A 22,070-nucleotide genomic window follows, 5' to 3' on the forward strand; every position below is an offset into this window, starting at 1 on the left:
ATGCGAAAGGAAGCGCAGGCCTTCTTCCGTGCTCTTGTGCTGCCTGGGGAGCAAAGAACCATCGGTGAAATGCTGGATGCCGCGTCGCTCCGACTCCGCGAGATGAGACTTGCGGGGAAAAAACGGTGCGAGTCATCGTACAAGGAGCTTTCGCAGTTAGTGGCGCCCTACGGGATGACTGTCGGGGAAACATTCGGCCTCCAACCAGCAGACGCCACGCTATGGTGCGCGTTCAGACACACAGATCGGTGGATAGAGGCGACGTACCCGGAGGTGTACAAGCAATGCCATTTCTGGATTTGGTGGCACCTCGAGATTGAAGGTTTGCAGCCAGTGTCACGCCGCACGCGGACCTGATGCAGTTCGAGGTGACCGGCCCGGAAACTGACGGGCACCTCGTACGATATCAGGCGGCAGCAAGACACTACCGGTCAGCAGTACTGTAACAGTGACCTTTCAAGCAATTGCTTCGCGCAGAACAGCAGACCTACGCACGACTGCAATTTCTTTCCGTAAGCTAAAATGACCGACAGATGGTGCTGGGAAGGCTTCTTGCCGCGACTATCTCGGGGCAAAGCAGCACCAGGAATCAACTTGCGATACACGGGCTGATTGAGGCTTGATGGCGCAGCAACGCTGCTTTGACGAGAATAAGGACCAACGTGCCAATCGACATCCTGGTAACGACGGATCGCATCAACGAGGATCCAATGGGGCGCGAGTTCATTAGTCATCTGGAGACCCATGCAACAGCATTGGACCTCGATGACGCTGCACTCTATTACGACTTCCCAACGTACTCGGACTACGAAACCGTCACTCACAAGCCGGACGCATTGCTGCTTAGCCCCATACATGGTGTTGTCGCGGTCCGTTTTGTTAGCGGACACGTCGCCGAACGGCAACCGAGCCATGTATTGGCAGACCTAGACGAATCATTAGGCCAATTCTGTAGCATCCTGATTGGTCGGTTGCTGAAGAGCAGGACATTGCGCCGCGACCGTTCTACCCTGAACATAGCTGTGACGCCTGTCATCTTCTGTGACGCTCCTCGCTCGAATCAACTGTTTCACGAAGCCGAAAGCGAAATTATTTCATCGCTTGCTGCATTTGACGAGTTTCTTGCCGCTCAAACAAATGGCCGAATGCCCGACACCACTTTCGCTGAAGCAAGATCCGTCTTGGAGGGAGCGAAAGCACTAACACGCTCCAGCAAGCGAATCGTGGAGGATCCGGAAGCTCAACGCCCCGCGGCAGCCCTTGCACAGCTTGAGGCCGAAATTGCCAATTTCGACCAAAAACAGCGGCGCGCCGCGTTGGTCACAATCAATGGTCCACAACGTATTCGCGGGTTAGCTGGGTCCGGTAAAACGGTTATCCTGGCCATGAAGGCGGCTCACCTTCACATGACTCGACCAAATGAACGAATACTCGTGACCTTCTTCACGAAAAGTCTTCGTTCACCGATCAAGAATCTGATCACGAAATTCTATAGGCACTATAAGGAAGTCGATCCAGACTGGAATCAGATTCATATTCGCCACGGATGGGGAGGATCCAGCACCAGTGGGACCTATGCGGACGCATGCCGCCGCTCGGGAATAACGCCGCGGTCATACAGTTCGGCACGAGACGCTGCGCCAGCTAAAGTTGACCCGTTTGAATTCGCTTGTCGAGAATTATTGGGTCAATTGAACGTTGAGCCATACTACGACCACGTATTGATCGACGAAGGGCAAGATTTCCCTGCGGCTTTCTATAATCTCTGCTTTGAACTAGCGTTGGGCGACCGCGATAGCAAAAACATAGTCTGGGCATACGATGACCTGCAAAATATCCTGAACGTCAGGATGCGCTCGCCAGAAGAATTATTTGGTGAAGATTCGGATGGTATGCCACGGATATCACTTGCTCGAGCGGAGCACGGGCTGCCGCCCGGAGCGACAAATGATACAGTCCTGAGCAAATGCTACCGTAATCAACGCGAAATCCTAGTGACCGCCCATGCACTTGGATTCGGCATTTATTCGAATATCGTTCAATTACTAGAAAGCCCTGACCACTGGCAAGACGTAGGATATGATGTCCTAACGCCCGATTTCCGCGTAGGAAATCATATTGAGATCGTGCGACCTGCCGAAAACAGTCCTGTATCGATTCAGCGCGATGGCTTGCCGTCGCTCATTGAGCACATGGTCGCAAGCAATCTGCACGAAGAGGTGGAGTGGGTTATAACGAAGGCCCTCGAGTTCTTGCGTGGAGGGCTTCAGCCTGAGGACATTCTTGTCGTAGCGCTTGACGACAGGAATATGCGCGACTATTTCAAGCTTATCTCTGCCGGCTTCGCTCGCCACCAGATCGCAACAAACAACATACACGCGGACCCATATACCGAGCCGCCGTTCACCATTCCTGGAAAAATAACACTTTCAACAGTCTACAGAGCAAAAGGGAACGAAGCCGCTGTAGTTTTCGCAGTGGGTGTTGACGCGTTAGCACTAAGCTTGAGATCCGACCGGAATAAGCTATTCGCTGCATTCACGAGAACGAAGGCTTGGCTCCGAGTTTCGGGCTATAAAGACTCTGCCCTCCGAGTGGCAGAGGAAATTGATGCCGCCGCTGCCGACTTTCCATCTCTAAGATTTGTAATGCCAGATCTGAGTAAAATCAATCTGATTCAACGAGATCTTAGCCAACGATCCATTAAGGCAAAGCGAATTAGAAACGAATATTTTGCCAAGTTGAAAAGCGAAGGCTTCAGCGACGATGAGATCGCTGATCTGCTTTCTGCCGAGGAAAAAAATGGATCGCTCTGATGTAATCCGAGGAATAAATAGAACTTGGGATACCGCAGAGCTTTTGGGTATTGCAGAAGTCTTCGGAAATTCGGGTATACTTCCTGTCAACGAAAAATTCCGTGACCTGTTATTCTCCTCCGACACATTGTACACTGACATCTACTTGGCTGGTCTAAGCATGTCACATTATAATGTATTGCTATCGGATTATTCTTATTTTCAATTTAGCTGGGAACGAGAGAGCTATGTCCGTTATGCGTTCTATCCCAATCCTTTCATCTCTGGGAAGGAAGAGGATTTGTCTAAATTCAAGCGCCTTCGAGAACTCGTGACAGCCGAAATGATTACCCACGAGGAGTATCTTTCACTCATTTCGGATAATTCATCAAGTAGTGGCGTACCAATGTTCCGATATGAAAATGCGCCAGATCAGCGCAGAAAATTTCGACATCCATGTTCACATTTTCATATCGGTTTTCACTCTGAAAATCGGTGGCCCTTAAATAGAATTTTGACGCCATTTGCATTTTCTTTATTGGTTTTCAAAGCCTACTACGGATTTTCATGGAAAGAAATTGGTGATAATGACGAGCAGGATATAAGCAATGTTTTCGAGCGGATGCTTATCGAGGAGAAAACGAACTGCCGACTCGTTTCCGCTGAACTCTTCGAAAAAATAGAAGAGCGATCTTTCTTTTTTAGCTAAGCGGGAAAATCAGGTCCATGCGCGGACATGTCTGTCGGCAAATGCTATTGATCGTGCCGACGATGTGTGTCAGACATCCAGCTTACGAGAATATAGGATTTCTTCCTTAACGGCCTCTCTGGCACACGAGCGCGGTTGAAGTTTCTCTCCGGCTGAGAGTCCACTGCCCATCACTGCATTGTGTCTTGTAAGCGGCCATTAAGATCAATGAGGGACAAAAGCCCGAGATGGGTCGCAGGAGCGTCAGGTTACCTAGCAGTGCCGTCCGCTGAGTCTACAGACGTCCGTCGAAGGAATCGCTGCGCGTGATGCATACGTGAAATCCCTGGTTCGTAGATCACGGCTTCATAGCCTAGGTTGAAAGTCGGCTGGCGCAATACCAGCTCGCAGTACCAGCCATATCTACCATCGCCTCCCGGCCTCCACGAGGCTAGTGCCCTATTTATGAGAGGGTACGAATCGGGAGCGCGCGATGGAACAGCTTCCCCGCAGCAATCCGCCGCGGCCGGCAACGGTGAGGTCACTGACGTCGTCGGTCGCGCCGTCAGCGCGACCCGGATTTGCCGTATGTCGCCAAGGCATGCAACTCCCCGCCAGGCCCTTCATCGATCTGCACCCCGTGCGTTCATCACTCCCTCTGCCGGGCGCCGTACCCCTTTATAACCGCCAATTTAATCGGTCCCTATTAAAAAATTTCCGGGCAAAATCTCCGCTTATTCTCAGGGGGTTTTATCGATTTATGGGGATATTCACAGAATTTCCTACTTGCATTCAGGAAAAACATGGTGCAAAACTCGCCTCCATCGACATTTTTCATTAATTCCGTTTCGCCGTCATCATGCTGGACAAAGCCGCCCTGACAGACCTTTTCGACCGCCTCGGCACACCGCCGAACGGGCGTCAGCTTGTCATGCGGGCACGTATCAACGCCCCGGTTCGCGACATCTATTCCAAGGGCGGCGCGGTGCGGACGATCATGTACAGCCGCAAGATGGGCTGCGAAATCGCCACCTCAAGCTATCGTGTGGAATATCCGGCAGCGGTTCGCCATGAGTTCGATGCCGGCGTGCTCGAGTATTTCCCCCAGCCCTGCAAGGAAGTGATCGAACTCGTCGACGAGGCCACGGGCGAAATCCGCGAGATCGAACACACGCCGGATTTCCTGGTCATCCGCGCGGACGGTTTCACACTGGAGGAATGGAAGACCGAAAACATGCTCGCCCGCCTGGTCGAGAAAAAGCCCTGGCGATACACGAGGGAAGCGGACGGCACATGGCGCGCACCGGGGGTGGAAAAGCACTTCGCCGATCTCGGCATCCACTACCGTATCTTCACCGGCGAGAGTCATCCCCGCGTCTATGTCGCCAACCTCGAATACCTGGCGGAATATCTCCTGCCTGAAGCGGAGGCCTGTCCGGTTGAAGTCCTTTCTCGCCTCAACGCGGCGCTGCGGGAGCACGGCGCGCTGTCGTTCCACGAACTGCTCCACGCCCCGCACGGTTTCACCGCTGATCAGCTGAACAAGGCCATTGCCGATCACCTGGTCGTCACGGCGCTCGACCGCCAGCCACTGACCGACAACAAGCGGCTCTTTCACCTGTACCGCGACGCTTCCCTCCGCGATTTCCTGCTGGCGGACCAGCGGTCAGATATCGCCGCGGGAACCGAACGTTTCACTTTCGAGATCGCCGAAGGAACGAAATTCGAGTACGAAGGCCAGGTCCTGCGCATTGATCTCCTCGGCGAGAACAAGGTCGTCTGCACAAAGCCGGATGGCAGCAACATCGAGCTGGAGCACGACTGGCTGATCGAGGCACACACCACGCAGCGCATCAGGATCGTCGAGCCAGGCAGCACTTCCCTGCTCAACCTGAGTCACTACACCGGGCAGGAACTCGAAATCGCACTGCAGCGGCAGGCTGCGGTCGAGTCGGGCTCCGGGTTCTCCGAACGCACACTGCGTCGCCTGCGGGCCCGTCAGGCCCTGGCCCACGCATACGGCACGGACGACGTCCTCGCCCTCGTCCCCGACATCCGCCAGCGCGGAAACCGCGCGGCACGGCTCAGCGAAATCCAGCTCGTGCTGATCCAGCGCGTCATCGACGAATTCTGGCGTACCAACAAGGCGCCCAACTACAAGGCCTGTTACCGCTTCTACGTCGCGCTCAGCAATGAAAGTGAGGCAAAGGCGGTCTCCTACCCAACCCTCATCCACTACATCAAGGCCCAGGCGACCGTTCACGACGTGCGGATACGTCATGGGCAGCGCGAGGCCTACCAGCAGGGCCCGTTCGTCGATGCCCTGCACTACGACACGCACGTACACGGCACCCGTCCGTTCCAGTACGTCCACATCGACCACACCACGCTCGACATCGAGCTTGTCTCGTCGACCACGGGCAGGAATCTCGGCAAGCCGACACTGAGCATCGCCATCGACGCGTGGTCGCGGCGTATCCTGGGTTTCTACCTGAGCTTCGATCCGCCGTCCTACGTCGCGTGCATGATGGCGATCCGCGATATCGTGCGGCGCTTTCAGCGGATGCCCGAGTGCATCGTCACAGACAATGGCCCTGACTTCGACTCGAAGGCATTTGCGCAGCTCCTGCGCGTCATGCGCTGTGCCACGCGTTTCCGTCCTGCAGGGCGACCGCGGCACGGCGCCGTGCTTGAACGCGTGTTTGGCCACGCCAATACCGAATACATCCACAACCTCGCCGGCAATACGAAGGCAATGAAGAATCCCCGCAGGGTTTCGTCGTCGCATGACCCGAAAAAACAGGCGGAATGGACGCTTCCCGCCCTGTACCGGGGCCTCGAGCACTGGGCAACGGAATACTACGATGAAAGCCGTCATCCGGCTCTTGGCGAATCGCCGCGCGAGGCCTTCGTCCGTGGCCTCCGTGAAAACGGCGGCCGCGGGCATACGCAGGTCCTTTTCAACCAGGACTTCCTGACCGCCACCTGTCCGCCCGTCAAACGCGGACCGCGGAAAGTAGATGGCCAGCGTGGGGTCAAGGTCAACGAGCTGATGTACCGGCACCCGTCGCTCGAAAAATATGACGGGCAGCATCTGGATGTCCGCTTCGATCCCTGGGACGCATCGTCTGTCTATGTGCGCCTGAAGGATGGATGGGTACGTGCCGTGTGTCCTGCGCTCAATGGCCTTGGCCAGTACACCGAGCGCGAGCGCGCAGCTATGGGCGAGGAGTATCTCCGTCGCAACAGGACGCCTGTCGACGAAGCGCGCGAAGCCCAGCGTCTGCGCGAGTTCATGCAGACCTTCACGCCGGAGGGTGCGCTCGCCGTGGCATGTGAATGCCAGGCGGAGAACAAGTTGCTCTACAACAGCCTGGACATGGCGAGCATCACGCCGGTTTCCGGGCTGCGTCGCAGTTTCAGCCTCAACGAGGGGAATACCCGTCCTGCCAGTACACCGGCAGGGTCGGGCACAACGACAACGACAACAACCGAACAGTCCAGGCCGGTCAATGAGGCGCCGGCGGAGGACACCTTCAACATTCCCCTCGAATGGAATTCCCGATGAATCACGCTACGCTCAGTCCGCCCTCTCCACCCCAGGCTGTCTCGCCAACCGCAGGCAGTCTGTCCAGGCTCCATCTGTCGCACCCGCGCGTCCTGCAGATGCTCGATGAGATGAGCGCGCAGCTCTGCCCCGGCAGCCAGTCCACCATCCTGCTCATCTGCGGGCCGACCGGAATCGGCAAGACGACGCTGACGAGACGGATGGTCAACGACGCACACGGCCAGCAGCGTGCCCGCATGGACTGCGATGCCGGCATCATCCCGGCGATCTACGTCGAGGCGCCAGCATCCGGAGAAACCGATTTCTCCTGGCGCCTGTTCTTCCAGCGCATCCTCGCACAGTGCGACGGGCCGCTCGACATTCCGAAGGTTGCGTATGGCGTTGATGCCACGACCGGTCGCGTGTGGCGCTCGCGCGGGCCGAACGGAAACAGCCTGGCTGCGCTGCGCACTGCCGTCGAGAACACGCTCCGCGAACGGCAGGTGCAGTTCATCGTCGTCGACGAAGCGGCGCACATGATCCGCCAGTCGCGCCGCAACCGGCTCGAGATCCATCTCGACACGCTGAAATCGCTGGCCAACCAGTCCGGAACGCAGATGGTGCTCTCCGGTTCCTACGATCTGTATCGGCTGATGGCGCTCTCCGGGCAGCTTGCCCGGCGCACGCACGTCCTCCACTTCGCGCGCTACCGCGAAGACAATGCCAACGATGTCCGTGCATTCAAGTCCTGCCTGCTGGCGTTCGAGAAGGCGCTCCCGGACTTGTGGACGGGACAGCTCATGCAGTACGCAGAGGCACTTCATGGCAACACGCTGGGCTGCATCGGCACGCTGAGCGCCGTGCTGAGCCGGTCCGCGCGGTTTGCCGAACAGGGTGGCAAATGGTCGGTCAGCACCCTCGAGCGCGCACTGCTCACGGAAGCGCAGAGGAACAAGATCCTCGAAGAGATCCTGGAGGGCGAGGAAGCCATCAACCCGAGCCTGACGCGGATCATGAACCAGCCGTTGCGCAACGGCGGCGCCCGCGCTGCAGGGAGGGCCATGTGAACCGGCACACCAACCCGCGCTCGATGCTGCACGCACTCGAACCCATCGGAACCGGGACGCCAGATATCGAGAGCCTGCGCAGCTATTTCTGCAGGCTGGCGGTTTCGCATGCGGTGTCGGCTGCCGCGCTGGCCCGCAGGGTGATGCAGGAAGTCGGCTGGCAGTTCTCGGAGAAGCGGGACTGGCACCTCTTTAACCTGAACGGCATGGGCGAGAGTGCCGCCAACTGGTCGGCAGCGCTTTCGGCGCTGACCAGCGTAGCGCGCCTGGATCGCCTGACGCTGCTTCCGTGGCGGGAAGTCATTGCACAGTCGGGCCTCGCGGCCACCGCATCCCGGTGGTGCCCGCTGTGCCTCGCCGAAGACCGCGATTCCGGCCGGACGCCGTACTTCCGCCTGGCGTGGGACGTCGGTGCAGTCACTGTCTGTGCCCGTCACCGGATCAGTCTGGTCCACGTCTGCCCGGACTGCTGCCGCACCGACGCGCGGCATAACGCCTCCTGTGTCGTGCCCGGGTGGTGTGCGCACTGCGGCGCGTTTCTCGGCAATGTCGATCCGCTTACGCCGGCGACGCCTGAAGAAATGTGGAAGACTGCGCAGATCGGCAACATGCTCACAACTCAGGCGATGCTCGATTCACCGCCCCATGCTGCGACGCTGCACGACACGATCAATGAACTGGTGACCCGGCTCGATAACGGCAAGAGCGCCGTATTCGCGCGGCGCATCGGTCTCGGCAAGGCGACCGTGCATCACTGGCTCCGGGAAGGAGGCGTACCGACCCTGTCAGCACTCCTGCATATTGCGTCTCAGGCCGGACTGCCGCTCCCGAATCTGCTCACCGGTAACCTCGCTGACTGGCCTCCCGCGAGTATCGACATTCCTCAACTCATGTTGCTGTTTCCGGAGAGCCGGCGACGCGCGCCACCACGGATGCACGACTGGGAGCAGGTTCGCGCCGAGCTGACGGCAATGAGCCATCTACCGGGAATCATCAGTGTGCTGGAAGCGGCGCGGCGACTGGACATCGATCCGCGCCTGCTCTATCAGCATGCCAACCGGGAAGCACGCGTGCTGGCCCAGCGCTGGACGCAGTACATGGCCCGGCGCGCACAGCAGAGCAGGGGGAAAGCGGCGACAGCTATCGAAGATGCATCCCGCGACATCGTCTCGGACGGAAAGGCGATCAACATGCGGGAAATCCGCGAGCGCGTTGCGCCTGAAGTGCTCGGCAGCGTGAGGAAGGTCATTCACCTGGTGCAGGATGCCAGGGACAGAACCTCATGAGCTGAAGAACCCACCGCATCAACATCTGAAGCCGGCATTGCGCCGGCTTTTTTACGCCTGAATCGCGAGCTTCCGCGAGCAAAATCCCTTTAGGCTAGCACCCATTTCCGATAAAGCAAAATGTGGCCGTTCGTGAAATAAAGCATAACGTGGCCAGATGGCCAAGTTATGCTTTACGCCACATAAAGGGCTTCCAAAACCGCTAGAAAGCTTGGTGGGCCGGGTCGGATTCGAACCGACGATGTCCTCTCGGAGGCGGATTATGAGTCCGCTGCCTGCAACCAGCACGGCGTCCGGCCCAACAAAAAGCCCGGTCTGAAAAGGCCGGGCCTCGCAACAACAGGCCGCAATGGTACACGAACCACTACGGCCTCGCCATCTCACGCAGAGGCATATGACGGAGTCCATGCCGGCGGGCGTTGCACCCGCCGGTCGCCATCGCGGCGTTAAGCGTCAATTGCCTTCGAGGAACGACTTCAGCTTGTCGGAACGGCTCGGGTGACGCAATTTGCGCAGCGCCTTCGCCTCGATCTGGCGAATCCGCTCGCGCGTCACGTCGAACTGCTTGCCCACTTCCTCGAGCGTGTGGTCGGTGCTCATCTCGATGCCGAAGCGCATGCGCAGCACCTTCGCCTCGCGCGGCGTCAGCGAGTCGAGCACGTCCTTCACGACGTCGCGCATGCTGGCGTGCAGCGCGGCGTCGGCCGGCGCGACCGTGTTCGTGTCCTCGATGAAGTCGCCCAGATGCGAATCGTCGTCGTCGCCGATCGGCGTTTCCATCGAGATCGGCTCCTTCGCGATCTTCATGATCTTGCGGATCTTGTCCTCGGGCATCTCCATCTTCTCGGCAAGCGTGGCCGGATCCGGCTCGAGGCCGGTTTCCTGGAGAATCTGCCGCGAGATGCGGTTCATCTTGTTGATCGTCTCGATCATGTGAACCGGAATCCGGATCGTGCGCGCCTGGTCCGCGATCGAACGCGTAATGGCCTGGCGGATCCACCACGTCGCGTAGGTCGAGAACTTGTAGCCGCGGCGATATTCGAACTTGTCCACGGCCTTCATCAGGCCAATGTTGCCTTCCTGGATCAGGTCGAGGAACTGGAGGCCGCGGTTCGTGTACTTCTTCGCGATCGAGATCACGAGGCGCAGGTTCGCCTCGGTCATCTCGCGCTTGGCCTGGCGCGCTTTCAGTTCGCCGGCCGCCATCTGGCGGTTGGTTTCCTTCAAGTCCTTCAGCGGCAGCACGACGCGCGCCTGCAGATCGAGCAGGCGCTGCTGCTGTTCGCGGATCGCCGGAATGTTGCGCGACAGGATCGCACTATACAGATGGCCTTCGGCGACGATCTTCTCGGCCCAGTCGAGGTCGGTTTCGCTGCCCGGGAAGCGCGTGATGAACTCCGAGCGCGGCATGCCGCAACGATCGACGACCGTATGCAGAATCTGGCGTTCGACCTGACGCACCTCGTCCACCTGGGCGCGCAGCGTGTCGCACAGACGCTCGACGGTACGCGCGGTGAAGCGAATCGACATCAGCTCGTTCTGGATCGTTTCCTGCGCCTTGAGGTAGGCCTTCGACTTGTAGCCTTCCTTCTCGAACGCGCGGCGCATCTTGTCGAACCATTCGCTGATGAGCGAGAACTTCTCGAGCGACGCGCGCTTGAGCGCCTCGAGTTGCGCCGCGTTGGCCGTGGCCTGCGCGGTGCCGTCGTCGTCCTCTTCCTCTTCTTCCTCTTCTGCTTCTTCCGCGTCGGCCTCGTTCTCGATTTCTTCCGCTTCCTGCGCGGAGAAGCCGTCGGTATCCGCGGCGTTCGGATCAAGCAGGCCGTCGACGAGTTCGTCCACGCGGATCTCGTCGTTCGCCACTCGCTCGGCCATGGCGAGAATATCGGCGATCGTGGTCGGGCACGCGGAAATCGCCATCACCATGTGCTTCAGGCCGTCCTCGATGCGCTTGGCGATCTCGATCTCGCCCTCGCGCGTGAGCAGCTCGACGGTGCCCATCTCGCGCATGTACATCCGCACCGGGTCGGTCGTGCGGCCGAACTCGGAATCGACCGTGGAAAGCGCGACTTCGGCTTCCTCTTCCACCTCGTCGTCGGACGACGCGGCGGGCGCGTTGTCGTTGAGCAGCAGCGTTTCGGCATCGGGCGCCTGCTCGTAGACGGCCACGCCCATGTCGTTGAACGTGCCGATGATGCCTTCGATCGCCTCGGTCTCGGTGAAGTTGTCCGGCAGGTGATCGTTGATTTCGGCATACGTGAGGAAGCCGCGCTCCTTGCCGAGCTTGATCAGCGCGCGCAGCTTCGAGCGGCGCTCCTCGAGCTCCTCGACGGTGCCCGGCTGGGTGGAGGCGAACGCGTCCTTCAGCAGCGCTTTTTCCTTCGCGCGGCGATCGCGCGCGCGCGCCTTCTCGCCTTTGCCCGGAGTCGGCGCGGCGGTGTCTTCGCCCGGATTCGCGTCGTCATCGACGGATACTTCGTTCAGCTTTTTCGTCATGGAGTTCGCCGTACCGGCTGTAGTCTCGACTCGGGGCTGCTGGACGACAGCCTCTTGAACCGTGGATACTGGAGTCTCGCGTTCTGCCGCATCGTCCGCAACGGCAGGCGCTCGCCTGGAGCTTCTCGAACCGGACTGCTTCGCCGCCGGCTGGGTGGCGGCTTTCGCCGCGCGTGCCGGGGCCGCCTGCGCGGCCGAAGCAGCCTGGGATTTTTTCCGGGCGACAGGCGCGGCGCTGGCAGCAGACGTACTCTTTTCGGAACGGGTGGCTCCGGCCTGTGTGACCGTCCTGGCCGGCTGCGTCGAGTCCTTGCCTGCCACCTTTTTTTCGCCCGTAGTCTTTGCCATTGCGAATTCCGCCCTTACTGGAAACTGGATTGCCCGGAAAAACCAAAACAAACCGCTGAGAACCTTTTATTATAGCACGCGGGAAAACCCTCCTTCCCGCCTCGTCGTCCCCATGCTTACAACCCGAGCTGACGTTTCATGTCAGTCCGCGTCTGATTCAGCGCCATCAGTTCGGCCAGCTCTTCGGACGTGTGCTTCGATTGGCGGGACAGCACGTCGAGCCGGTCGCAGCACGCGTCGTAACGCATCTTGAGAATGGCCGCGGCCAGTTCCTCGCCGGTCAGCCGCTCCTGCTCGCGCCGCTCCTCGATCACCGCGCCGTCTTCTGGGTTCTTCATCAGCAAATCCCGGACATTTTCATCATAGTCCAGAATTTCGCGAAAAATCTCCTCGAACGTAGGCGCGTTGGCGCCGTTGCGCAGCAGGTCCGAGAGCAACTGGAACTCGGCCGCGTCGCCCAATGCGCGCGCGTGCGTCGTCACCTCCTCGAACAGCTCGCCGTGCCGGGTCAGCGCGATCAAGGCCCGTTCGGCTTCCTCATCGAGCTGCGCCACGATGCGCGGATACATGACGAGATTGCGCAGCGACCGACGCTCGATGCCCGTCACGAGATGCCGGTCCTTGCGCGCGGGCGCCGAGCGCGCCGCCGCCGCGATTCGCGCGTCGACCTCGCAGAGCGCCGCGACCTCCTCGACCGGCACGTCGAGCCGGTCCGCGAACATGTGCATGATCTGCGCGCGCAGTGCGTTCGCCGGCAGCGCCTGCAGCAGCGGCTTCGCGTCGAAGAGCGCGCGGGCGCGTCCCTCCGGCTGGTCCAGTTCCTTGCCCGCCAGCACCTCGTTCAGCATGAACTGCGAGAGCGGCATCGCGCGCTCGATCTGCTGCGAAAACGCCTCGGCGCCGAACTCGCGCACGTAGCTGTCCGGGTCGTGCTCCGTCGGCAGGAACAGAAACCGGATCGTCCGGTTGTCCGCCGCGTGGGGCAGGCAGGCGTCGAGCGCGCGGCGCGCGGCCCGGCGGCCCGCCGCGTCGCCGTCGAAGCTGAAGATGACCGTGTCGGTCTGGCGCAGCAATTTCTGTACGTGGACCGGCGTGCACGCGGTGCCGAGCGTCGCGACGGCGTTCTGAAATCCGAGCTGCGCGAGCGCGACCACGTCCATGTAGCCTTCGACCACCAGCACGTAGCGCTGTTCGCGAATCGCGAGCCGCGCCTCGAACAGCCCGTAAAGCTCGCTGCCCTTGTTAAATAGCGGCGTTTCCGGCGAATTCAAATACTTGGGCTCGCCGCCGTCGAGCACGCGCCCGCCGAAGCCAATCACCTGCCCCCTCACGTTGCGGATCGGGAACATGATCCGCTCGCGGAAACGGTCGTAGCGGCGCGCCTGCCCGTTTGCGTCCTGCTTTTCGCTCACGATCACGAGCCCCGCCTCGACGAGCGCCTCGTTCCGGTAATCGGGGAAAGCGGACTCGAGGTTCTGCCAGCCGTCCGGCGCATAACCCATGCCGAAACGGGCGGCGATCTCGCCCGTCAGGCCGCGCTTTTTCAGGTACTGGATCGCGTGGGTCGCGCCGCGCAACTGCTTGCGATAAAAATCGCAGGACGTCTGCATGACGTCGGACAGCGCCGTCGTCACGGCCTTCGACGCCGCCGGCGCATAGCCGCTGCCGCCGCCCCCCGCCGCCGAGCCGCCCGAAGCCCCACCGCGCAACGGCGACGGCTCCTGCGGCACGCTCAGGCCAACCGACTGGGCCAGCTCGTTCACCGCCTCGGGGAACGTCAGCCCCGCATGCTCCATCAGAAAACCGATGGCCGTGCCGTGCGCGCCGCAACCGAAGCAGTGATAGAACTGCTTGGCAGGACTAACGGTAAACGAAGGGCTCTTCTCGTTGTGAAACGGGCAAAGCCCCATGAAATTGGCGCCGCCCTTCTTGAGCTGCACGTAGCGGCCCACCACGTCGACGATGTCGATGCGGTTCAGCAGATCCTGCAGGAACGCGTGCGGAATCATCCCGGGGCCTGTATGGCGAACGATGGCGGACAACGCCGGCCGCATGGCGCCCGCCAGCGGCGGGCCCGCGGCGTGCCCGGCCTGGCCGGACGAGCGCCGCGCGCGGCCGTGCGCCTACTTCGCGAGCGCGGCCTTGACGAGCGCCGAGACGGCGGTCATGTCGGCCCGTCCCGCCAGCTTCGGCTTGAGCACGCCCATCACCTTGCCCATGTCCTGCGGACCGGATGCGCCGGCCTGCGCGACGGCCGCCTGCACTTCGGCTACGACCTCGGCCTCCGACAACTGCTCGGGCATATAGGCCGCGAGCACCGCCAGCTCGGCGCTTTCGCTGTTCGCGAGGTCGGTGCGGCCCGCCGCTTCGAACTGGCTGATCGAGTCCTTGCGCTGCTTGATCATTTTGTCGATGACCGCGGTGATGTCGGCGTCGGTGAGCGTCACGCGCTCGTCGACTTCGCGCTGCTTGATCGCGGCGAGCAGCAGCCGAATCGTGCCGAGGCGCGCCGTCTCTTTCGCGCGCATGGCGGTCTTCATGTCGTCGTTGATCCGGTCCTTGAGACTCATCACTCACCTGAAATGCGTTGGGTTGCAAAAATGCCCGTGGGCCCGGGCCGTACCGGATGCGCTACCGGAGTTGCCGCGCAGAATGCAAAAACCCGCCTGAAAGAACTCCAGGCGGGTCGGCGCGGGATGGGTCACGGTTGCGGCCACATCACGAAAAAAGACGCCCTGCGCGGTCCGCGAACCCAGGCGCCGCACGACGGGAGCGGCGGCGCCGCGCCGCCGTCTGCGCTGCCGGATCGCGACGCTGCGACCGCGGCCAGACGCATTGCCCGTCAGTAGAGCTTTTTCGGCAGCATCTGGCTGCGCAGCCGCTTGAAATGACGCTTCACCGCAGCCGCCTTCTTGCGCTTGCGCTCGGCCGTAGGCTTTTCGTAAAACTCGCGCGCACGAAGTTCGGTCAGCAGGCCGTTCTTCTCGATCGTGCGCTTGAAGCGGCGCATCGCCACTTCGAAAGGCTCGTTTTCTTTTACGCGAATGGTCGTCATTTCCGTTTTAAAGGAACCATGGCAAAGAGCATCGAGTATAGCAGACGCAGGGGCACAAAGACAGGCAAAGGTCAAGTGCCGGATCGTGCCGCGTAGTCGGCGGCGGCCTCGCCGGCCGCCACGCCCGAGGCCCACGCCCACTGGAAGTTGTAGCCGCCCAGCCAGCCGGTCACGTCCACGACCTCGCCGACGAAATAGAGCCCCGGCACGCGCTGGCTCATCATCGTCGCAGACGACAGCTCGCGCGTATCCACGCCGCCGCGCGTCACCTCGGCCTTGCGAAAGCCCTCGGTGCCGCTCGGGGTGAGCGTCCACTGCGACAATCCCTCACCGACGCGCCGCAGCGTCCGGTCCGGCAGATCGGCCAGCCGGGCGTCGGCCGGCACCTCGCGCGCCGCCAGCCAGACCTGCGCGAGCCGCGCCGGCACCCACTCCGCGAGCAGACCGCCGATCTGCCGCCGCGTGGCGCTTTTCGCCTCGATCAGCGCCGACGCGGCGTCGCGCTCCGGCAGCAAGTCGATGCGCACGGGCTGCCCCGGCTGCCAGTAGCTCGATATCTGCAGAACGCCGGGACCCGAAAGCCCGCGATGGGTGAACAGCAAATCCTCGTCGAACACGCCGGCGGCCTTGCGCTCGCCCGTCGCCAGACGCACGGCCAGCGATACGCCGGCCAGCGTCGCATAGGGCGCCCAGTCCTGCGCGGCGAACGTCAGCGGCACGAGCGCCGGGCGCGTATCGACGAGCCGGTGTCCGAACTGCTTCGCGATCCGGTAGGCAAAATCGGTCGCGCCGATGGCCGGAATCGACAGGCCTCCGGTCGCGACGACGAGCGCACGGACACGAATCGTGCCGGACGGCGTATCGAGCGCGAAGCCGCCCGCCGTTTCGGCGCGCACGGCCTCGACCGCGAGCGGCCGGCGCCACGCGATGCCGCCCGCGTCGCACTCGGCGCGCAGCACCTCGATGATCGCCTCGCTCGACGAGTCGCAGAACAACTGCCCCTTGTGCTTTTCATGCCAGCTCACGCGATGCCGGCGCAGCAGCGCGAGAAAGTCCTGCGGCGTGTAGCGCGCGAGCGCCGAGCGACAGAAGTGGGGATTGGCCGACAGATAGTTCGCCGGTCCGGCATGCAGATTGGTGAAGTTGCAGCGCCCGCCGCCCGAGATGCGGATTTTTTCCGCGAGCCGGGGCGCGTGATCGACAAGCACGACGCGGCGGCCCCGCTGGCCGGCCGCCGCCGCGCACATCATGCCGGCCGCTCCCGCGCCGATCACGGCGATGTCGAAGGATTCCATGGCGCGCATTGTACCTGCCCGTCCGCCGGCCTCCGCCCGCGCTGCTATACTTCCCGATTCGCCTTTTCTTCCCTCGTTGCGGCGTTGCGCGCCTCCCGCGCGACAAACGCCGTGCGTTTCACCATGCTCGTTCTCGGCATCGAAAGCTCCTGCGACGAAACCGGCCTCGCGCTCTACGACACCGGGCGCGGCCTGCTCGCGCACGCCCTGCATTCGCAGATCGCGATGCATCGCGACTACGGCGGCGTCGTGCCGGAGCTGGCTTCGCGCGACCATATCCGGCGCGCGCTGCCGCTGCTCGAAGCGGTACTCGACCAATCCGGCGCGGCGCGCGGCGACATCGACGCGATCGCCTACACGCAGGGCCCCGGCCTCGCCGGCGCGCTGCTCGTCGGCGCGAGCGTCGCCAACGCGCTCGCGATGGCGTGGGGGCGACCGACCATCGGCATTCACCACCTCGAAGGGCATTTGCTGTCGCCGCTGCTCGTGGACGCGCCGCCGCCGTTCCCGTTCGTCGCGTTGCTGGTGTCGGGCGGCCACACGCAGTTGATGCGCGTGACCGACGTGGGCATCTACGAAACGCTCGGCGAAACGCTCGACGACGCCGCCGGCGAGGCCTTCGACAAAACCGCGAAGCTGCTCGGCCTCGGCTACCCCGGCGGCCCCGAGGTCTCGCGGCTCGCCGAAACGGGTACGCCCGGCGCAGTGGAACTGCCGCGTCCGATGCTGCACTCGGGCGATCTCGACTTCAGCTTCAGCGGGCTGAAAACCGCCGTGCTCACGCATGTGAAGCGGCTCGGCAACGACATCGGCGAGCAGGACAAGGCCGATCTCGCGCGCGGCTTCGTCGATGCGGCCGTCGACGTGCTGGCCGCGAAATCGCTGGCCGCGCTCAAGCGCACGAAACTCCGGCGCCTCGTCGTCGCGGGCGGCGTCGGCGCCAACCGCCAGTTGCGCGCCGCGTTGTCGGCCGCCGCGCAAAAGCGCGGCTTCGACGTGCATTACCCGGACCTCTCGCTGTGCACCGACAACGGCGCGATGATCGCGCTGGCCGGCGCGCTGCGCCTCGCGCGCTGGCCCGACGAGGCCACGCGCGACTATGCGTTCACGGTCAGGCCGCGCTGGGATCTGGCCTCGCTCTCGCGCTGATCCGTTCACCCTGCCCGACAAAAGCGACGGCCGCCCGCGTGAACCTCGCGGGCGGCCGTCGTCGCAAACCGCAAAACCCCGGACTTGTTTACGCAAGCCGCTTGTCGTGCTCGATCACGGCATACGCGCTGTGGTTGTGGATCGATTCGAAATTTTCGGCCTCCAGCACGTATGCGAACACGCGCGTGTCCTGGTTCAGCCGCTGCGCGACGTCGCGCACGAGATCCTCGACGAACTTCGGATTTTCATAGGCGCGCTCGGTCACGAACTTCTCGTCGGGCCGCTTGAGCAGCCCCCACAGTTCGCACGACGCTTCTTCCTCGGCCATGCGGATCAGGTCTTCCACGGGCAGGTCGCCGGCCGTCTCGACGCTGATCGTCACGTGCGAGCGCTGGTTGTGCGCGCCGTACTGCGAGATCTTCTTCGAGCAGGGGCACAGACTCGTCACCGGCACGAGCACCTTCACGAACAGGCGCGTCGCGCCGTTGCGCGCGTCGCCCGTCAGCGTCACCTCGTAGTCGAGCAGGCTTTCGACGCCCGAGACGGGCGCTACCTTCTTCACGAAATACGGAAACGACACTTCGATGCGGCCGGCCTCGGCCTCGAGCTTGTCGAGCATGGCGACGAGCATCGTGCGCAGCGTCGCCGGCTCGAGCGGCGCCTTGTGCGCTTCGAGCAGCGCCACGAAGCGCGACATGTGCGTGCCCTTCTGCTCGGCCGGCAGATGGACGTCGAGATTCCACGAACCTACCGTGGGCTGCGCTTCGCCGTTGCCGGTACGCACCGTCAGCGGATGGCGCACGGCCTTCACGCCGACGCGCTGAATCGGAATCTGGCGGGTGTCCACCGAGCTTTGCACGTCCGGCATCGCGAAGGCCGGAGTCATCTGGTTCATCGTGTCATCCTCATTGGCCGCGCGACCGGGGCGCGCAACGACAAGCGCCGGCCAAGGCCGGCGCTGGCAGGCAGACCCGACGGGGGTCTGCCGGTTCGAACGGGAAGGAGACCGCCGCCTGCGTCTATCGACTGGCCATGCGGCGGTGAGCCCGGCGCGTCAAGCGACGCGCATCACCGACTTCCCGGACGCGTTCGCCGCGTGATCGGGAAAGCGCTCGCGAATCGACTTCGCGATACCGGCCGCATCGAGCCCGCAACCCGCCAGCAACCTGGCCGGATCGCCGTGATCGATGAAGCGGTCGGGGAGGCCCAATTGTAGTACGGGCTTGATAACCCCACCTTCGAGCAGGGCTTCCACGCAGGCCGAGCCCGCGCCGCCCATCAGGCAGCCCTCTTCGACTGTGACGAGCGCGTCGTGCGTCTCGGCGAGCTTGCGGATCAGCTCCGCGTCGACCGGCTTCACGAAACGCATGTTCGCGACGGTCGCGTCGAGTTCTTCCGCGACCTTCAGCGACGGCGCGACCATCGTGCCGAACGCGAGAATCGCGATGCGCTTGCCCGCCGGCTGGGCGCTCTCGCGGCGGATTTCGCCCTTGCCGAGCGGCAGCGCGGCCATTTGCCTGACCGTGGCCGCGCCCGTGCCGGCGCCGCGCGGATAACGCACGGCCGTCGGATTCGGCTGCTGCAGCGCCGTGTATAGCATCTGGCGACATTCGTTCTCGTCGGAGGCCGCCATCACCGTCATGTTCGGGATGCAGCGCAGGAACGCGAGATCATAGGCGCCCGCGTGCGTCGCGCCGTCCGCGCCGACGAGACCCGCGCGGTCGATCGCGAACACGACCGGCAGGTTCTGCAGCGCGACGTCGTGGATCAACTGGTCGTAGGCGCGCTGCAGGAACGTCGAATAGATCGCCACAACGGGTTTCATGCCGTCGGCCGCGAGGCCGCCCGCGAACGTTACGGCATGCTGTTCCGCGATGCCGACGTCGAAGTAACGGTCCGGGAAGCGCTTCTCGAACTCGACGAGCCCCGAGCCCTCGCGCATGGCGGGCGTGACGCCGACCACGCGCGAATCGAGTTCGGCCGCGTCGCAAAGCCATTCGCCGAACACCTGGGTATAGGTCTTCTTGCTCGGCGTCGCCGGCGGCTTGATGCCCTCGGCCGGATTGAACTTGCCGGGACCGTGGTAAAGCACAGGATCGGCCTCGGCGAGCTTGTAGCCCTGCCCCTTCTTCGTCACGACGTGCAGGAACTGCGGGCCGCGCAGCTCCTTGATGTTCTGCAGCGTCGGGATCAGCGAGTCGAGGTCGTGGCCGTCGATCGGGCCGATGTAGTTGAAACCGAATTCCTCGAACAGCGTCGCCGGCACGATCATGCCCTTCGCATGCTCCTCGAGCTTGCGCGCGAGATCGAGCATCGGCGGCGCGACGCGCAGCACGCGCTCGACGCCGGCGCGCGCGGCCGCGTAGAAACGGCCCGACATCAGCCGCGCGAGGTGGCGGTTGAGCGCGCCGACGGGCGGCGAGATCGACATGTCGTTGTCGTTGAGGATGACGAGAAACGGCACGTCCTCGATCACGCCGGCGTTGTTCATGGCCTCGAACGCCATGCCCGCCGTCATCGCGCCGTCGCCGATCACCGCGATCGAGAAGCGGTTCTCGCCCTGCAGCTTGCTCGCCATGGCCATGCCGAGCGCGGCCGAGATCGACGTGCTCGAGTGGGCGGTGCCGAACGTGTCGTATTCGGATTCGCTGCGGCGGGGAAAGCCCGAAATGCCGTCGAGCTGGCGCAGCGTGTGCATCTGGTCGCGGCGGCCGGTCAGGATCTTGTGCGGGTACGTCTGATGGCCGACGTCCCAGACGATGCGATCGCGCGGCGTGTCGAACACGTAGTGCAGCGCGATCGTCAGTTCGACCGTGCCGAGGTTGGACGAAAGATGCCCGCCCGTCTGCGAGACGCTGTCGAGCACGAAGGCCCGCAGCTCGTCGGCGAGCGGCTGCAACTGGCGGCGGTCGAGACGACGCAGGTCCGCCGGATCGTCAATGGTTTTCAGCAAGTCGTACATCGTCGTTCCATTGTAGGAAAACTGGCGCGCCCGCATTCTTTCGCGCCGTACCCCCGTGATGACGGCGCAGCGGCGAGCGGCGCATTCAACTGACCCGGTCGACGACCAGGTCAGCGAGTTCGGCGAGGCGCTGCGCGCGCGCGCCGAACGGCCCGAGCGCCGCGTGCGCGTCGGCCCGAAGCTGCTGGGCGAGCGCGCGCGAGGCATCGAGGCCGATGATCGATACGTAGGTCGGCTTGCCGTCCTTCGCGTCCTTGCCCGCGGTCTTGCCGAGCGTGGCCGAATCGGTGGTGACGTCGAGAATGTCGTCCACCACCTGGAACGCCAGCCCGACGGCGGCCGCGTAGCGATCCAGCGCCTCGAGCGAAGCGGCCGACGGCGTCTCCCCGGCGAGCGCGCCCATGCGCACGGCCGCGCGCAGCAGCGCGCCGGTCTTCATGCGATGCATGGTTTCGAGCTGCGGCCGCGTGAGCGTCTCGCCGACGCTCGCGAGATCGATGGCCTGGCCGCCCGCCATGCCGACCGAGCCGCTCGCGATCGCGAGCTCGCGCACGAGCACGGCCTGATGCGCCGGACTCAGCACCGCGTCGGTCAGCGTGACGAAAGCTTGCGACTGCAGCGCGTCGCCCACGAGCAGCGCAGTCGGCTCGTCGTATTTCACGTGCACCGTCGGCTTGCCGCGACGCAGCGCGTCGTCGTCCATGCAGGGCATGTCGTCGTGCACGAGCGAATAGACGTGGATCATCTCCAGCGAGCAGGCCGCGGCGTCGAGCGCGGGCGCCGTCGCGCCCGTCAGCACGCCGGCCGCGTGGCACAGAAGCGGACGCACCCGCTTGCCCCCGCCCAGCACCGCATAGCGCATCGCCTCGTGCAGGGGTCCGGGCACCACGTCGGCCGCCGGCAGATAACGTTCGAGCGCCGATTCGACCCGATCCAGGACCTGCCCGGACCATTCTTTAAATGTCATAGATCATCGTCTCCGCCCTGGGCGGAACTGCCTGTAGTCGTATTGGGCGGCACGGGCCGCAGGGTCTCCGCGTCAAGCACACGCACCTGTTGTTCCACTTTTTCCAGTTGCTGCTGGCAGAACCGGACCAGCACGGCGCCGCGCCGATAGGCGGCCAGCGATTCTTCGAGGCTCAGGCTGCCGCCTTCCATGCGCGCAACGAGCGCCTCCAGTTCCGCGAGCGCCGCCTCGTAGCTTTCGGGCAGCGCCGCTTCGGTTCCCGCTGCAGCCCCGGCCGTTATGCCCGCTGTTGCGCCTTCTCCCGTCGCCACGGCGCGGTCTTTCGGTGCGGATTTCGCCATGAGTGGTCGCAAATCTGAAACAAGGCGGACATTCTACGGCAAAAGCGCCCACTTCGACCCGCTCTCCCCCGGAT

General features: G+C 62.9%; 16 protein-coding genes and 1 tRNA gene. 7 read left to right on the forward strand and 10 right to left on the reverse strand.

From position 1 onward, the window contains the following. Positions 1 to 662: 662 nt before the first annotated feature. From CY652_RS18090 to CY652_RS18110, 6 genes are all read left to right on the forward strand, one after another. Positions 663 to 2,816, forward strand: a complete 2,154-nt coding sequence (locus tag CY652_RS18090) for a DEAD/DEAH box helicase (protein WP_102132094.1) — start codon at positions 663 to 665, stop codon at positions 2,814 to 2,816. Then, positions 2,803 to 3,504 carry a DUF2290 domain-containing protein gene (locus tag CY652_RS18095; protein ID WP_102132095.1) on the forward strand — a complete coding sequence of 234 codons (702 nt, stop codon included), beginning with the start codon at positions 2,803 to 2,805 and terminating at the stop codon, positions 3,502 to 3,504. The genes CY652_RS18090 and CY652_RS18095 overlap by 14 nt, the downstream gene beginning before the upstream one ends. Before the next feature lie 472 nt (positions 3,505 to 3,976). Then, positions 3,977 to 4,324, forward strand: coding sequence for a hypothetical protein (locus CY652_RS24150; RefSeq protein WP_146010142.1), 348 nt, complete (start codon positions 3,977 to 3,979; stop codon positions 4,322 to 4,324). A gap of 18 nt (positions 4,325 to 4,342) precedes the next feature. Then, on the forward strand, positions 4,343 to 7,051 hold the full coding sequence (locus tag CY652_RS18100; RefSeq protein WP_102132096.1) for a Mu transposase C-terminal domain-containing protein: 2,709 nt from the start codon (positions 4,343 to 4,345) through the stop codon (positions 7,049 to 7,051). A gap of 98 nt (positions 7,052 to 7,149) precedes the next feature. Then, on the forward strand, positions 7,150 to 8,097 hold the full coding sequence (locus CY652_RS18105) for an AAA family ATPase (RefSeq protein ID WP_374703673.1): 948 nt from the start codon (positions 7,150 to 7,152) through the stop codon (positions 8,095 to 8,097). Next, positions 8,094 to 9,383 (forward strand): TniQ family protein, encoded by a 1,290-nt coding sequence (locus tag CY652_RS18110; RefSeq protein ID WP_258002357.1) that lies wholly within the window; start codon positions 8,094 to 8,096, stop codon positions 9,381 to 9,383. Before CY652_RS18105 ends, CY652_RS18110 begins: the two co-directional genes overlap by 4 nt. Before the next feature lie 212 nt (positions 9,384 to 9,595). Here CY652_RS18110 and CY652_RS18115 read toward each other — a convergent pair. From CY652_RS18115 to CY652_RS18140, 6 genes are all read right to left on the reverse strand, one after another. Then, positions 9,596 to 9,683 (reverse strand) — tRNA-Ile (locus tag CY652_RS18115). 153 nt (positions 9,684 to 9,836) lie between these two features. After that, entirely contained in the window at positions 9,837 to 12,227 is a 2,391-nt protein-coding gene (gene rpoD, locus CY652_RS18120; protein WP_102132098.1) for an RNA polymerase sigma factor RpoD, read from the reverse strand. Between the two features lie 116 nt (positions 12,228 to 12,343). Next, positions 12,344 to 14,236: a DNA primase gene (gene dnaG, locus CY652_RS18125; RefSeq protein WP_102132099.1), complete on the reverse strand. Its 1,893-nt coding sequence runs from the start codon at positions 14,234 to 14,236 to the stop codon at positions 12,344 to 12,346. Between the two features lie 114 nt (positions 14,237 to 14,350). Continuing rightward, positions 14,351 to 14,797, reverse strand: a complete 447-nt coding sequence (locus CY652_RS18130; RefSeq protein ID WP_102132100.1) for a GatB/YqeY domain-containing protein — start codon at positions 14,795 to 14,797, stop codon at positions 14,351 to 14,353. Positions 14,798 to 15,069: 272 nt separating this feature from the next. Further along, positions 15,070 to 15,282 carry a 30S ribosomal protein S21 gene (gene rpsU, locus CY652_RS18135; RefSeq protein ID WP_013434742.1) on the reverse strand — a complete coding sequence of 71 codons (213 nt, stop codon included), beginning with the start codon at positions 15,280 to 15,282 and terminating at the stop codon, positions 15,070 to 15,072. Between the two features lie 71 nt (positions 15,283 to 15,353). After that, complete coding sequence (locus tag CY652_RS18140; protein WP_102132101.1) at positions 15,354 to 16,577, reverse strand: NAD(P)/FAD-dependent oxidoreductase; 1,224 nt, start codon at positions 16,575 to 16,577, stop codon at positions 15,354 to 15,356. A gap of 123 nt (positions 16,578 to 16,700) precedes the next feature. On the opposite strand from CY652_RS18140, the gene tsaD reads away from it, so the two are divergent. After that, positions 16,701 to 17,726 carry a tRNA (adenosine(37)-N6)-threonylcarbamoyltransferase complex transferase subunit TsaD gene (gene tsaD, locus CY652_RS18145; RefSeq protein WP_102132171.1) on the forward strand — a complete coding sequence of 342 codons (1,026 nt, stop codon included), beginning with the start codon at positions 16,701 to 16,703 and terminating at the stop codon, positions 17,724 to 17,726. Between the two features lie 88 nt (positions 17,727 to 17,814). Here the strand turns inward: tsaD and folE2 are convergent, their stop codons facing one another. From folE2 to CY652_RS18165, 4 genes are all read right to left on the reverse strand, one after another. Further along, entirely contained in the window at positions 17,815 to 18,621 is an 807-nt protein-coding gene (gene folE2 / locus CY652_RS18150) for a GTP cyclohydrolase FolE2 (RefSeq protein ID WP_102132102.1), read from the reverse strand. A 159-nt stretch (positions 18,622 to 18,780) separates the two neighbouring features. Beyond that, positions 18,781 to 20,688 (reverse strand): 1-deoxy-D-xylulose-5-phosphate synthase, encoded by a 1,908-nt coding sequence (gene dxs / locus CY652_RS18155; RefSeq protein WP_102132103.1) that lies wholly within the window; start codon positions 20,686 to 20,688, stop codon positions 18,781 to 18,783. Positions 20,689 to 20,773: 85 nt separating this feature from the next. Next, positions 20,774 to 21,655, reverse strand: coding sequence for a polyprenyl synthetase family protein (locus CY652_RS18160; protein WP_102132104.1), 882 nt, complete (start codon positions 21,653 to 21,655; stop codon positions 20,774 to 20,776). Then, entirely contained in the window at positions 21,652 to 21,996 is a 345-nt protein-coding gene (locus CY652_RS18165) for an exodeoxyribonuclease VII small subunit (RefSeq protein WP_102132105.1), read from the reverse strand. Before CY652_RS18165 ends, CY652_RS18160 begins: the two co-directional genes overlap by 4 nt. Between the last annotated feature and the right edge of the window lie 74 nt (positions 21,997 to 22,070).

The organism is Burkholderia sp. WAC0059, from assembly GCF_002870125.1.
Classification (GTDB): Bacteria; Pseudomonadota; Gammaproteobacteria; order Burkholderiales; family Burkholderiaceae; genus Paraburkholderia.

Coding starts and splice junctions, on each gene's coding strand:
- CY652_RS18165 (WP_102132105.1), bottom strand. CDS start 21,996: ATGGCGAAATCCGCACCGAAAGACCGCGCCGTGGCGACGGGAGAAGGC.
- dxs (WP_102132103.1), bottom strand. CDS start 20,688: ATGTACGACTTGCTGAAAACCATTGACGATCCGGCGGACCTGCGTCGT.
- CY652_RS18105 (WP_374703673.1), top strand. CDS start 7,150: ATGCTCGATGAGATGAGCGCGCAGCTCTGCCCCGGCAGCCAGTCCACC.
- CY652_RS24150 (WP_146010142.1), top strand. CDS start 3,977: ATGGAACAGCTTCCCCGCAGCAATCCGCCGCGGCCGGCAACGGTGAGG.
- rpsU (WP_013434742.1), bottom strand. CDS start 15,282: ATGACGACCATTCGCGTAAAAGAAAACGAGCCTTTCGAAGTGGCGATG.
- CY652_RS18095 (WP_102132095.1), top strand. CDS start 2,803: ATGGATCGCTCTGATGTAATCCGAGGAATAAATAGAACTTGGGATACC.
- tsaD (WP_102132171.1), top strand. CDS start 16,701: ATGCTCGTTCTCGGCATCGAAAGCTCCTGCGACGAAACCGGCCTCGCG.
- CY652_RS18100 (WP_102132096.1), top strand. CDS start 4,343: ATGCTGGACAAAGCCGCCCTGACAGACCTTTTCGACCGCCTCGGCACA.
- folE2 (WP_102132102.1), bottom strand. CDS start 18,621: ATGAACCAGATGACTCCGGCCTTCGCGATGCCGGACGTGCAAAGCTCG.
- CY652_RS18130 (WP_102132100.1), bottom strand. CDS start 14,797: ATGAGTCTCAAGGACCGGATCAACGACGACATGAAGACCGCCATGCGC.
- CY652_RS18140 (WP_102132101.1), bottom strand. CDS start 16,577: ATGGAATCCTTCGACATCGCCGTGATCGGCGCGGGAGCGGCCGGCATG.
- dnaG (WP_102132099.1), bottom strand. CDS start 14,236: ATGATTCCGCACGCGTTCCTGCAGGATCTGCTGAACCGCATCGACATC.
- CY652_RS18160 (WP_102132104.1), bottom strand. CDS start 21,655: ATGACATTTAAAGAATGGTCCGGGCAGGTCCTGGATCGGGTCGAATCG.
- rpoD (WP_102132098.1), bottom strand. CDS start 12,227: ATGGCAAAGACTACGGGCGAAAAAAAGGTGGCAGGCAAGGACTCGACG.